This window comes from Agrobacterium tumefaciens (assembly GCF_005221325.1).
In the GTDB taxonomy this organism is placed as follows: domain Bacteria; phylum Pseudomonadota; class Alphaproteobacteria; order Rhizobiales; family Rhizobiaceae; genus Agrobacterium.
On the sequence record NZ_CP039889.1, the window covers coordinates 507,217 to 520,588 of the forward strand.

Below are 13,372 nucleotides of genomic sequence, written 5' to 3' on the forward strand. Positions count from 1 at the left end.
GCATTGGCCGCTCGCCGGTTTCAGAGATCAGTCAAGCCTTGGCCGGACGCACGACGCGCCAGTCCGGTTTGCCGAGATTGTGCGGCCAGGAATGCACATCCTTGTCGTTGAAATAGACGACCTCTTCCAGCTTCGGAAAATCCGCCTGTTTCAACGTCACGTCGTTCATCCACGGACGAACATAGGAATCGCCGCCTTCATAGCCCAGTTCGGCAACCCAGACCGGCCTGTTGAAGGTCTCGACAAGTCCATAGCCCTTGCGCAGCAGGTCCGTGAACGTCTTCGGCCCGCCATATTCGATCTTGTCATAATCCTCGAGGCCGAAGACCGAGAGACCGACGAGATCCGCGTAGTTGTCGCCGGGGTAGTAGGCCCGCAGGCCATCCAGACCTTTGGGTGACCACATCACCTTGACGCCGGGAACCGCCTTGCGGGTCATGTCCACCATTCGTTTATAGGCGGTGATGTAATCACGCGGGTTCCAGCCCGACCACGAGAAGCGGCCGGACGTGTCTTCCATTTCCTGTCCCCAGCGCAGGATCAGCGGGCTCTTCATCGCCGACATGCGGGCGACGATCGCCTGCATGTTCTTGTCGTAATCGCCGCTCAGCACCTTGCGCCGCAACTCGTCGGACGAAAGCCGCCAGTTGACGTCCCAGGACCATGGTTCGACCGTGATCAGCACGTTGCGCTTGCGCTCCATGGCATAGGCATCCGCAAGCGCCAGACTGTCGAGATCCACGTCTTCCCAGGGCAGGAACAGATGTTCCGTTGCCACCCCGGTCTGTCCGGTGAAATCACCATGCGGGTCATAGGCGCCGAAACGAATGCCATCCGCATGCAACGTCGGACGTTTGTCGGCAAGTGTCTTCATGCCCGTAGAGGTCATGGGGGCGACACCCTGTGCGTCGAGCTTGAGCACCGGATACATGCCGGCGGTAAAGGCTGCGGCGGCACCACTTGCGAACAGAAGTGTTCTTCTTGTTATCTGCATGACACCTTACTCCTTACCTTGTTGCCGTCATCGCCTTGTCGTAAGCGGCGATCTGCGGCGTTACATCGTCCTTGCGGACGAGCTTGAGGAATTCATCGCCAGGGCGTGGCGGATTGTGCCGGAACACGTACCATTGCCCGCCCTGCTTGCGCTGGTAGAGCACCTTGCCGATGCGGCCGTGGTCGAAGCAGGTATCGGCCTTGCCGCTTCCCGCCTCGGCTTTCCAGGTGGCCCGCATGCACAGTGTGCCGTTGGCATCGACAGTCCAGCGGCCTTCACCGACGGACTTCTTGCCCTTTTCTTCCGTTGCGGCGAGGAATCTACGGCCGTCGGCGATGAAGCGTCCGCCGCCCGTATCCCACTTCCAGGTCTTGTCGAAGTACATGTCCACGACTTCACTGGTTCTGAGCGGTTTCGGCGTCTTCGTGCCGCCTGCAGCATGGACGGCGCTTGGCGCAACCACTGCAAGACACAGTACGAAAGCGGAGAATCCGCATTTGCTTATTGTTGTTTTCATCACAGCCTCCTCCTTCATTGTCCGACCCTATTGTCGGCCAGCATGATTTCTCCCGTTGCCACCGCCGGTGGCGGCACAACGATGGGTTCCGCCTGCATTTCCTGCGGTCCACGCGATATCGGCAGGACGATGCGCAGTTTCAGGCGTACCGACCTCGCGCCTTCCACGCCCGCACCGGCGACCGTGAACCGCGTTTCGGTAAAACTGACATAGGGTTGCCCGTGCGACAGGGCTTCCAGCCCACCAATCGCATGGGAGCGGAGTTCGGCAGCACTTCCGACCACCAGCAGCAGGGAACAGGCGGCAGCACTTGCTCCCCCACGCAGGGCCGGCAGCCTCGGCAAACCGTTTTCCATTGCATGGCGGATGAGCAGAAACACCGACAGACCCGCATAAATCGCCACATTGATGGCGGCGAAGATGAAGAACCCCTCCGCCCCGTTTTCCCGCGGCGCCAGAACCATGGCGAGAAGGCTGAGCGCCGCGAGCACCATGTAAGGCGCTACAACCCGCAGCGGCAGCGGCGGTTTTGCCTGCGTGCCCTTCGGCGTAATGCGGAAATCGACAAACTCGCCACGGACCGTGTCGCGTATCGCCGCCAGCACACCCATCAGCGACCAGGGCCAGCGCAGGAACAGGAACACCATGGCTTCCCAGCTGAAAAGCTTCGCATCATGCGGACGGAAGGCGCCCGTGGCCCGCCAGAAGAAGGCAAACACGATCATGATCAGCGAAACCGGCAGGAAATGCGTCAGGAACGCCGGATAAGACGCGTTAACCAGCACATGGCCTCGTACCAGTGCAACGACCGGAAGCACGAACATCAGGGCCATGAAGCCGGAGAACAACGGATACCAGAGCTGCGAAAACAGGAACTGGAACTTCAGCCGCAGGGGCAGCTTCGGAACGTAGTGCCGCGAATATTGCAGCAGAATGGTCATCAGGCTACGCGACCACTGGAATTCCTGCACGATGAGATCGGTAAAGGTCACCGGCCCGTCACCATGGGCGATGGCGTTGACGGCATGGACGCCGCGCCAGCCACCGGCATTCATCAGAAGCGTGGTGGAATGATCCTCGGCAAGCTCCGGCCCAAGGCCGCCGACCTCCCGCAGGGCCTTCGTGCGCACGGCATAGTGCGAACCGATGCAAAGCGGTGCCCAGCCGTTGTTGTAGCCCAGCTGCAGCGCGCCGTGCAGGCTCGCCTCGGCATAAAGCCTACCACGCGCGGCCCAGCTCTGGTCGGCATTGGCATCGCAGATGCTCGGGGCCGAGACATATCCCACTGTCGGATCGGCAAAGGGACGCATGATCTCACGCAGATAATCCGGTTCAGGCACATGATCGGCATCGAACTGGGCGACGAAATCATAACGCTCGTAACCATAGTGATCGTAGAAATAGGCGAGATTGCCCTCTTTGCAACGCGTGCGCCGCGGCCAGGTCTTGCGATGATAGTCGGCAACGCCCTGTCGAGTGGAGACGAAAACGCCGTGCGCCCCGCACCATTTCAGTGTGTGCGCATCCGGGGCCTCATCGGCCAGCCAGACATCGAATTCCAGTCCTTTCTGCTCCAGCATGGCGAGCAGTGTCTTTTCCACCACGGCAAAGGGTTCCGACGGCGCCTTGGTGGCAACCATAGCCACCCTGCCCCGCGGCAGCGGCGACTGCGGATCGACGATCTTCGCATTCAGGAAGATGAAGATGAAATAGGACGGCAGAAGCGTGATCCACGCGAGCGTTATCGTGACGACCGTATAATAGGGCCAGTCGATGACGCGATCGCGATCGAGCCACCAGATCCAGAAATAAGCGAGGGTCACCAGCCAGCCACCAATGCCGAGACGATAGGCCATGCGGTTCCAGCCGCTGAAAACCGGCTGCATCCGCAGATCGCCGGTCGCAGCGATCGCGCGGGCCGATGGCACTGATGGCGTCGAGTGCGTCTTCATGACCGCACCTCCAGTCCGAAACCGGGGCCGGCCGTGCGGATGATGGTGTCGATGTCCGAACGCTTCGGGGTGAAGCCCAGCGTCTCTTCCGCGCGTCTTATGTCAGCAAAGAGCGCGGGCGGATCGCCGGCGCGCCTTGCGCCGAAATGCACCGGTACTTCCTGCCCGGTCACCCGGTGGATCGCCCGGATGATATCGCCGACCGATGTGCCGTGACCGGAGCCGAGATTGACACGCAGCGTCTCGCCACCATCGGCAAGATAATTGACGGCGGCCAAATGGGCATCGGCGAGATCACTCACATGGATATAGTCGCGAATGCAGGTGCCGTCGCTGGTGTCGTAATCCGCGCCGAAAACATCGAGTTGCGGCAGCCGTGCAGCGGCGGCCATCAGCGCCCGGGGGATCAGATGGGTCTCCGGTTCATGGCGTTCGTAGAGCTCACCGTCCGGATCGGCGCCGGCTGCATTGAAATAGCGCAGGGCCACGAAACGCAGACCATAGGCGGCGGCATAATCCTCCAGCGCCATTTCGAAGATCAGCTTGGTGCGCCCGTAAGGATTGACCGGCATCTGCGCCGTTTCCTCACGGATCGGCAATTGCTGGGGCACACCATAGGTGGCGCAGCTGGAGGAAAACACCAGCCCGCCAATATTCTGGTCGAGACAGGCATCCAGCAGCGACAGGCTGCCGCCGACATTGTTGCGGTAATATTTGCGTGGATCCTCGACGGATTCGCCGACATAGGCGTTGGCCGCGCAATGGATGACGAAGGCCGGCAAGAACTCGCGAAGCGTCGCTTTCAGCAGCGCGCCATCAAGAATGTCACCCTGGATGAACGGCCCCCAGCGAACGGAATCCGCATGACCGGTCGAGAGATTGTCGTAAGCGATGGGCTTGAAGCCGGATCGTGCCAGCGCCTTGCAGATGTGGCTGCCTATGAATCCGGCCCCGCCCGTGACGAGGATTGTGCGGGGCATCTCATACGGCCTCCGCCACTTGTCTGCCGGCGAGCAGCGCATCGAAATAGACGATGGTTTTTTCCAGGCCGATTTCGAGCGGTACACGCGGCTGCCATCTCAGCAGCTCGTTTGCCCGCGAAATATCGGGGCGGCGCTGCTGCGGATCGTCGATCGCGGCGGGCAGATGTATGATGCGCGACCGCGAACCCGTCATGCGGATGACGATATCGGCCAGCTGCTGCACCGGAATTTCTGCGGGATTGCCGAGATTGATCGGTCCGTTGCAATCTTTCGGTTTGGCCGAGAAGCGCAGGAAACCGTCGATCAGGTCATCGACATAGCAGAAGGAACGGGTCTGGCTGCCATCGCCGTAAATGGTGATGTCGTCGCCCTTCAGCGCCTGGACGATGAAGTTCGAAACCACGCGTCCGTCATCGGGGCGCATGCGCGGCCCATAGGTGTTGAAGATGCGCCCCACCTTGATATCGACGTCGTAGCAGCGATGATAATCAAAAAACAATGTTTCGGCGCTGCGTTTGCCCTCATCGTAACAAGCTCGCGGCCCGATTGTATTTACATTGCCGAAATAGGTTTCCGGCTGCGGATTGACATGGGGATCGCCATAGACTTCGGATGTCGAGGACTGCACGACGGTTGCACCGCATCTGCGCGCCACCTCCAGCACATTGACCGCGCCGAGCACATTGGTGAGAAGCGTGCCGACGGGATCGCGCTGATAGTCGGGCGGCGATGCCGGCGAGGCAAAGTTGAAGATCAGCGATACGTCAATGTCATAGGGCTTGCGCACATCGTGCTCGACCAGCAAGAACCGCTTATTATTCCGTAAATGCTCCACATTCGCGGTGCGGCCGGTCGAAAGATTGTCGAGACAGATAACCTCGTGACCGCAACTGAGCAGACGCTCACAGAGATGGGAACCGAGGAAACCGGCGCCACCATTAACGAGAACCCGTTGCCCGGGCCTCCATTCAGAGTAGATGGTGACACCGTTGTCATGATCATTGGGAACGAAATTACGCATTACACACACCTCCCCATGAGGAATCAGCGCGGCTGATTCAACTAAACTGGATCAAACTCCCGATTGTGCGATATCTTGAATATCATCCTCCGGTTTTTACTTCTTCTGGAGGTTTTAATATTTCGATTCGATAAATTTCAACTTTCATGATAGGCGCAGAGGAAAACAGGTCAACTTCATTTTGTCGAAATATTACAATTGATTACCCAAAATTACTCAAAATAGCCCCTTGATTTAATACTTTTTAACTATGCCTCCATTATGCCTTTCTTATTGAGCATTAGCGCAAGCTTCGCTCAACCAGTCGGGGCTATCCTGGTTTTGTAAGGCTCGGTCCACCGGGAACAAAACCGCCCGGCGAGATGCGACAGACAGTCGATTTCAGGGGACACACATGACGAATGAAATGCCTTATTCCCATAGCGGCAAAGCAGCCCGCCATTGTCGCTTCGCGCTTGTTGCCGCAGCACTCGTGACTTTCACCTTCGCGACGGCGTCATGCTCCGTTGTCGAAGACGCCGTTCTCATCAAGACCGCGTCTTCCGATACCACCACGATCAAGAGCCGGGTTGCTCCGGCGAAGGCGTCCTACGGTTATCAAAAAACGGGCAACGCCGCCGTTACGCTTGTTGCCGATGCCTCGGATACGCCCGCCGTATCACGGCACGCCTATTTCGGTTCTTCTCCCTATATCTGCTCACCGAGCGGATTCGGGCAGAAATCCCGCTGCTTCCTGAGGCCCTGAGCCTCGGGCAGAAACCTTGGAAGCAACTGGCGTCCGGTCGGCCAAGACCGGCCTGACGCTCAGTTCTTCCAGCCGGAGAAGCTTGCGTCTTCATCCTTGTGGAAGAAGCGCGATGCCGCCTCCGTGCGGTTGCGCACGTTCATTTTCTTATAGATGTTGCGAACGTGAACCTTGACCGTGTTCTCGGACAGATGCAGGCGATCAGCGATGATCTTGTTCTGCGTGCCCTTGCACAAAAGGTCGAGGATCTGCACTTCGCGTGTCGTCAGCGCCGCCGCTTCGCTCCTACCTGCGGCAAGGGCATCGGCGCGGTTGGCGATCACGGCATTGCTTTGAACGCTTTTGCCGCTGACGGACGGCGAATAAGGCGTGAGCTTGCCAAGAAGAGCGGCGGGAAAATGCTCTCCCCCCTTCATCAGCAGATCGACGGCGGCCATGAAGACATCGAGCCGGAGATTGAGCGGCAGCACGCCATCGATGACGCGCATCCCCACCAGCCGCTTCAGCGGCTCCTCGAATTTATCGATGGTTTCGACGACAAGTGCGATCGGCGCGTCGGGGTGCTTTTCCCGAACCTCCGAGAGAACGGTGTGAAGCCGTTCACCCGACATCCGGTAAGGCAAGACGAGGCGGACACTATTGCCGTAATCATCATCGATCTCCGCCGACGACTTTATGCTCACCACCGCGAACGTGGGGAACTTTTTGCCCAACGCCTCCGTGAGGCACTCGGAAAACAGATCCGGGTCCGCTATGATCAATAAAGTTCCATTTATAGGAGCAACGGCATTTTTTTGTTTTGCTGAATAATCTGACGTTCCCATGAACATTGACGCCTCCCTAAAGCGCTTACGCATTACTTTCTTTTTGGTTGTGCAGTCTGTCGTCCGTCGGGCCTCCCCCTGGATACTTAGGGGCTTTTTCCCACCTCAGGCCATGTCAACTATCATTAATTACCCGTTAATTAACGCAAGCTAATACGAAAAGCTGTGTAAATAAATGGCCCAAACGGGTTATTTTTTACAATTGACATACAAAACAGGTTACAGCGAGATAGAATCATTCATCCCGGAACCGCTGCAAAAACAAACACATCGGAAAAGCTTTCGCTGTGGTTTTGCAATCCGGTAAAATATAACTTTTAGTTGATATCCATTTACATAGCTCGTCGGCGAACGACGTCCGAAGCTGTTTCTTTTTGGGATGCGGGCGCTTTCCCGCCGAAATAAACCATGTTTTCAGAAACAGCCGTCCTGCCCTGCCCAAACAGGCTTTCTTTGCCTCCGACTTGACGAACAGCCCCCTATCACCGCCCCGGCGACATATATATTCGGAGTAAAACGCCGATGTGTTTAGCCCGAATTGATATCTAGGAAGCGCAATTTTTCTGCGGCACAGTCTGACCGTCGCTCAACGGCGACCGATGAAAAGACATTGCCGGCTTTAACGTGTGTTTGAAAACGCCGGTCCCTTTTCAAGAAACATGCAAGCAAAAAAAGACGAAGCCACCGCGCTCCCCTTTGGAGCGAGGAACGGATTTGTGCGCCTTTTTACCGAGTAGCGCACAAAGGGCTGAACGACGAGAGCCCGGTCACGGGCCGATACCGAGCCGCAGATGATGCGTACCGAGTGCATCTGCAAATATCAATCCATATGTGCGACCGGAGCAAGCGCGAAAAAATCCCGTTTGAGATGAGAGGGATTTCGAAAGCTGCTCCGAGCTTTTTCGGAGGAAATCGAAATGGGTTACAATCCACAGCCAGCTGGCGACGACATCACCAAGATCGGCGCGCTTTCCGAGGGTTTTGCCAACACCTCGACCAATGACGCCAAGGTTGAAGACAGCAATGTCGGCACCGCAAATGGCGAAAACCGCAACAACGACAACAGCGACAACAGCACCAACACGGATGTCGATATCGACGCCAAGGTGGACGTCGCTGTGGGCAATGGTGACAATCGCGACAACGACTATGACTGGAGCTATGACAGCAAGTCGTACAGCGATAACGACACGACGACCAAGACCAGCACTGAAACCAATACCGACATCAAGACCGATTACGACTGGAGCTACGAAAGCAAGTCGTACAGCGACAACGACACCAATGTGAAGACGGTCACGGATACGGACAACAAGACGTTCTCCTATTCCGACAACGACACCTCCACCAAGACCACGACGACCTCCGACAGCTTCAATTCCGCTGACAGTTTCTACAAGTCGGATGACGACTTCGGGAACATCACCGGCGTCAAGGATGTCGGCAATCTCGGCATCGCCGGTGGGGATCTCACCTTCAACCTGGGTGACGACTTCTCCTTCACCCTCGACGTCGACAATATCCTCAACTCCTCGCTGAATGGCGATGGCAACGACACTGGCTTCAGCATGGTACAGGCCAACCACCTGGCCGATCAGGATGTCGCCTATGACATCAAGATGCAGAACGGTGGCGCTGAAAACCACCTGAGCGCCAATGCAGGCGACGCCTATGGCGCCGAAGGCATCGACGGCAAGGGATGGGACCTCAAGGCCGGCGACGACGCAGCAGGTACCAGCACTGCAGATGCATCGGCAATCCTTGCAAATTCCGGCTTCCATCTGGAACTGGTGCAGGGCGCCAACATGCTCTCCAATGCCGTTGATGTCACGATCACAGGCGGTAACTCGCATGTGTCCGATGTCGGTGAAGATCACTCCTGATAGTCACCTCTCTACGAAAAGAGCTGCACCGGCACCCGCCGGTGCAGTTCGCGGTTAAAAGACCTGACTTGGCGAAATGAAGCACCGCCTCTGAGATGTGTGCCCGCCACTCCAAGGTCCTGCCGCGATGATCAGGGAGGGACCTGCAATGTCTATCGACAGAATTTCAGACATGATCGCGCATTTCATCGGCCTGTTCGACACGGTGATCGAGGAAGCGCGTCTGAGAAGCAACTACAGCGAAGGCCCGGCGCATTCCAATCCGGACCGTCTGCCGGACGATGAAGCCGCAAAGCTTCTCGACAAAAACTACGACGTTCCGCTTGAGGATTACGATCCCGGCGTCAAATATCGCGCCGGCTATTATGATTTCGATTATCTGCAACCGCATTTCGCGCGCATGGTCGAACACGACATGCAGCAGCTTGCAAATGCGATACCCGTCGATATTTCCGCCGCCAACTTCCGTTTTCCAGGTCGTCTCTCCTTCGAGGACGAGCGCGAACTGGTGATCCATACGGGCCCCGGCTCAGTGATCGCCCATGCCGCACAAGTCAATATCCTTCAGGATGACGACTATCTGAACATGACTGACGGTCCCAATGTGGCCCGCGACACGAGTTTCGTGACCGCACGCACCGTCGAGTTCTACAATGAAGCGTCCGTCTTCACGCCTTTTGCCGGTTTCCAGCGCACCGACAGTTACGACGCACTGCAGGCGCTCGCCAAATCCGCACATGATTACATCGACCACGCCCGCGAAAACGACGTGACCTCGCTCGGCACCGGTGCCGACCAGGATTTCGTTCTGGCGGGTAACGATATCAACGGCCTCTACATCAACGGCGTTGCAGCCAGCGAAAAGCCTGTTCTTGACGACTACATGCCCGATCGCGGTATCGCCAAGCCACCGGAAGAGCCGGAAAAGAGCGATGTGCCGCTGCATGAGGACAGCCCTGCCGGCAACAGCCTTGATGTGGCCGCAGGCGCCAATGTCGTCGCCAACATCGCCACGCTGGTCAATACCGGCGTCATGACCTCAGTGACCGCGGTCATGGGCGACTATCACCAGATCGACGCTATCACCCAAGCCTATATCTATAGCGACCGGGACGAGATTTCGTCCGTCTTCACCCGCTCCGAAGATCAGGCCGAAACAGCCGCCTATAATATCGCCAGCTTCCAGCGCAGCATCTATCCCGGCGCGGAAAATGCCGCAGCGGACAGCCATGAGACGGGTGAACCGCCAATATTCCCAACGGCCTGGCGTGTCAGCGTGCTGGAGGGGGATGTCTCCTTCGTCCACTGGATCGAGCAGTACCAGTTCGTCAGCGACAACGACACGATGACGATCACCACTTCAGGCGCGAGCGTCAGCCTGCTGACGGGGGGCAATGCCGCCCTCAACATCGCCAATTTCCTCGGCATCGGCATGCAATACGATCTGATCATCGTCGGCGGCAATGTGCTCGACATGAACCTCATCAGCCAGATCGCCGTGCTTTATGACAATGACTGGGCACGCGCCAATTCCAATGCGCCTGATGGCGCCACCATTCAATCCGGTAACAACCTGCTCTGGAATGACGCCTCGATTCACAATGTCGGCGGCAACGACCGGTTCGAGACCATGCCGGATTACATGCAGCAGACGGTGAACGCGATCAACGAGCGTGACCCCAATATGCCCAATGCGCTGGCTCATGACGCGAACTTTGCCGGCTATGAGGGACTGAACGTCCTCTACATCACTGGCAACCTTTATGACGTCAGCATCATCAAACAGGTCAGCGTACTCGGCGATTCCGATGACGTGACCCAGGCCGCGGCAAAGGTTCTCGAAAACAACGACGATGCCACCGTTCATATCGATACCGGCAGCAACGCCGTGATCAATCTGGCGCAGATAATCGATTACGACAGTTTCGGCTCCACCACCTATGTCGCCGGCGGCGTCTATTCCGATGCGATACTGATACAGGGCGGCATCATCGAAAACGATACGTCGCAGCCCGCCCAGCCGGGCCAGTTGGCCAATGAGGTCATCGCATTTCTGCACGACGACCCCGCAACCATCGAAAACGAATCCAATGGCGTCATCAATGCCGGTCACGACATGTCGTGGTCGAACGCCCATTCATCCGACGTCATGCAAGCGGTCACCGCATAGGTTTTGCCGGCGGCAATGCTGCCAGCAAAACCGCAGATGCCGCAAGATCATCGAGGGGACCGATATAAATGGATCATATTTCAAGAAAAACCATTGCCGACGGACGTTCGCTCGACTTGCCGCTGGATCAAGAGGCAGAAGACAGCAAACTGACGGACGCCTGTATTTCAGCCATCAATGAAGCCGTTGAGAACCTGCGCCAATTGTCCGGCGCGGATGAACCGTCAAAGGCAGCGGTGCCCGTCGCCGCGACTACACCGCCACAGACCTCCCAGACGACCATTCAGTCCCCGCAGATGCGGGATGTTCCGCCGATAGAGCCCGAGGCCCGACCGGGCCGGCAACCCGAGCCAACCCCGGAACCGGCAGCAAAGACCGACAATACGGAACTGAAAACTGCGCCCGATCTACCTTTCGTCAAAACCATCGACAATAATGACGGGCCGATCCGCGAAAATGAGCGCAGGCCCGTTACCGGCGGCGGTGGCGGCGGAAAGGAGCCGGAGGATCATGGCGGCGGTGGTGGCGGCGGCGGTGGAAGCCATAGCGGCTTCCATAAGCGCAGCGAACCGATCAATTTCGCCGCAAGTCTCGCCAAGGGTATCGCTGCGGTCAGACGAAACATGGTGGTGGTGATGCTGTTCACCGTCGCCATCAACATCCTGCTGCTCGCCATACCGCTTTATCTGTTCCAGATTTCCGACCGGGTTCTGACCAGCCGCTCCATGGACACGCTTGTCATGCTGACAGTCGCCGTTCTCGGCGCGGTTCTGCTGCAGGCCTTCATGGATGCCATTCGCCGCTTCATCCTGATGCGCACCGCCGTCGAGCTCGAAGTGCAGCTCGGGGCACCGATCCTGTCTGCGGCCGCCCGCGCCTCGCTCCACGGCAGCGGCAAGGATTACCAGACATTGCAGGACCTTCAGCAGCTGCGTTCCTTCCTGACATCGGGAACCCTGATCGCCTTTCTCGACGCACCGCTGATGCCGCTCTTCATCGTGGTTGTCTATCTCGTCCACCCGCATCTCGGCATCATCATCATGGTTTGCTGCGTGGTGCTTTTCGGCATTGCCTGGCTCAACCAGCGCTTCACTGCACGACAGTTCTCCGAAGCCTCGGGCTATCTCAGCCGCGCCAATTTCCACCTCGATTCCATGTCGCGCAATTCGCAGATCATCAATGCGCTCGCCATGATCCCTGAAGCCGTGAAGATGTGGGGTCGTGAAACCGCTGGTTCCCTGAAATCCCATGTGGCTGCGCAGGACCGCAACATCATGTTCTCGGGCGTTTCCAAGGCAGCGCGCATGGTCACCCAGATAGCGCTTTTAGGCTGGGGTGCGCATCTGTCGCTATCAGGCGAACTGACGGGCGGCATGGTCATCGCAGCCTCCATCATTTCCGGCCGGGCCCTCGCCCCCATCGAAGGCGCAATCGAAGGCTGGCATCAGTTCAACAAATCCGCCGCCGCCTATGGCCGCATCAAGCAGCTTCTCATCAATTCGCCGCTCAACTTCCCTCGCCTGCGTCTGCCCAATCCGGAAGGGCGTCTCGATGTGGAGCGCATCCTTTTCGTGCCCCCGCCGCAGAAGAAGGTGATTTTGAACGGGATTTCCTTTTCGCTGAAAAAGGGGGAATCGCTCGCCATCATCGGCAATTCCGGCTCCGGCAAGACGACGCTCGGCAAGATGCTGGTGGGTTCCATCCTACCCACCTCAGGCAATGTCCGTCTCGACCTCATGGATCTGCGCAATTGGGATCAGCGGCAATTCGGCGAAAGCATCGGTTATCTGCCGCAGGATGTGCAGCTTTTCCCCGGCACCATCAAGGCCAATATCTGCCGTATGCGCGACGATATCGAGGACCGGCAGATTTACGAAGCTGCGGTGCTGGCCGACGTCCACGAGTTGATCGCCGGTTTCCCGCAGGGTTATGAGACCGTCGTCGCCGCCGATGGCGCGCCGCTTTCCGGCGGCCAGAAACAGCGCATCGCGCTTGCCCGCGCCTTCTTCGGCGATCCCAAATTCGTGGTGCTGGACGAGCCGAACTCCAACCTCGATACGCAGGGCGAACAGGCACTGGCCAAGGCGCTGCTGCACGCCAAGAAACAGGGCATCACGACAGTCACCATCACCCAGCGACCGGCGCTCCTGCAATGCGTCGACAAGATCATGGTGCTGAAGGACGGATCGGTCGCCATGTTCGGCGAAAGGATGGACGTGCTGAAGGCGCTTTCCGGCAATGGCCGCCCGGCCAGCCAGTCGCCGCAGATCGAGGGTTGAGGAT

At 58.0% G+C, this 13,372-nt stretch carries 10 protein-coding genes; 4 read left to right on the forward strand and 6 right to left on the reverse strand.

Features of this window, described 5'->3' with window-relative positions:
* Nucleotides 1-31 precede the first annotated feature (31 nt).
* Genes CFBP5499_RS17240 through CFBP5499_RS17260 form a run of 5 tightly spaced genes read right to left on the reverse strand, consistent with a single transcriptional unit; the run spans nt 32 to nt 5,467 of the window.
* A complete protein-coding gene (locus CFBP5499_RS17240; RefSeq protein ID WP_080829701.1) occupies nt 32-994 on the reverse strand; it encodes a glycoside hydrolase family 26 protein in 963 nt (320 codons plus the stop codon).
* Between the two features lie 13 nt (nt 995-1,007).
* A complete protein-coding gene (locus CFBP5499_RS17245; protein ID WP_080830220.1) occupies nt 1,008-1,511 on the reverse strand; it encodes a DUF995 domain-containing protein in 504 nt (167 codons plus the stop codon).
* A 14-nt stretch (nt 1,512-1,525) separates the two neighbouring features.
* Nucleotides 1,526-3,463, reverse strand: a complete 1,938-nt coding sequence (locus tag CFBP5499_RS17250; protein ID WP_080829700.1) for a glycosyltransferase family 2 protein — start codon at nt 3,461-3,463, stop codon at nt 1,526-1,528.
* Nucleotides 3,460-4,443, reverse strand: a complete 984-nt coding sequence (galE, locus tag CFBP5499_RS17255; protein WP_080829699.1) for a UDP-glucose 4-epimerase GalE — start codon at nt 4,441-4,443, stop codon at nt 3,460-3,462. Before galE ends, CFBP5499_RS17250 begins: the two co-directional genes overlap by 4 nt.
* A 1-nt stretch (nt 4,444) precedes the next feature.
* Nucleotides 4,445-5,467 (reverse strand): UDP-glucuronic acid decarboxylase family protein, encoded by a 1,023-nt coding sequence (locus tag CFBP5499_RS17260; RefSeq protein WP_080829698.1) that lies wholly within the window; start codon nt 5,465-5,467, stop codon nt 4,445-4,447.
* 394 nt (nt 5,468-5,861) lie between these two features.
* Here CFBP5499_RS17260 and CFBP5499_RS17265 point away from each other — a divergent pair, with 394 nt between their 5' ends.
* On the forward strand, nt 5,862-6,212 hold the full coding sequence (locus CFBP5499_RS17265; RefSeq protein WP_080829697.1) for a hypothetical protein: 351 nt from the start codon (nt 5,862-5,864) through the stop codon (nt 6,210-6,212).
* Between the two features lie 59 nt (nt 6,213-6,271).
* On the opposite strand, the gene CFBP5499_RS17270 is transcribed toward CFBP5499_RS17265, so the two are convergent.
* Complete coding sequence (locus tag CFBP5499_RS17270; RefSeq protein ID WP_080829696.1) at nt 6,272-7,042, reverse strand: helix-turn-helix domain-containing protein; 771 nt, start codon at nt 7,040-7,042, stop codon at nt 6,272-6,274.
* 911 nt (nt 7,043-7,953) lie between these two features.
* On the opposite strand from CFBP5499_RS17270, the gene CFBP5499_RS17275 reads away from it, so the two are divergent.
* The 3 genes from CFBP5499_RS17275 to CFBP5499_RS17285 all read left to right on the forward strand — a co-directional run bounded on the left by CFBP5499_RS17275 (nt 7,954) and on the right by CFBP5499_RS17285 (nt 13,368).
* Entirely contained in the window at nt 7,954-8,919 is a 966-nt protein-coding gene (locus tag CFBP5499_RS17275) for a fibrinogen-binding protein (RefSeq protein ID WP_080829695.1), read from the forward strand.
* 148 nt (nt 8,920-9,067) lie between these two features.
* Nucleotides 9,068-11,089 (forward strand): hypothetical protein, encoded by a 2,022-nt coding sequence (locus CFBP5499_RS17280; RefSeq protein WP_080829694.1) that lies wholly within the window; start codon nt 9,068-9,070, stop codon nt 11,087-11,089.
* Between the two features lie 68 nt (nt 11,090-11,157).
* Nucleotides 11,158-13,368, forward strand: coding sequence for a type I secretion system permease/ATPase (locus CFBP5499_RS17285; protein ID WP_080829693.1), 2,211 nt, complete (start codon nt 11,158-11,160; stop codon nt 13,366-13,368).
* Nucleotides 13,369-13,372: the final 4 nt, after the last annotated feature.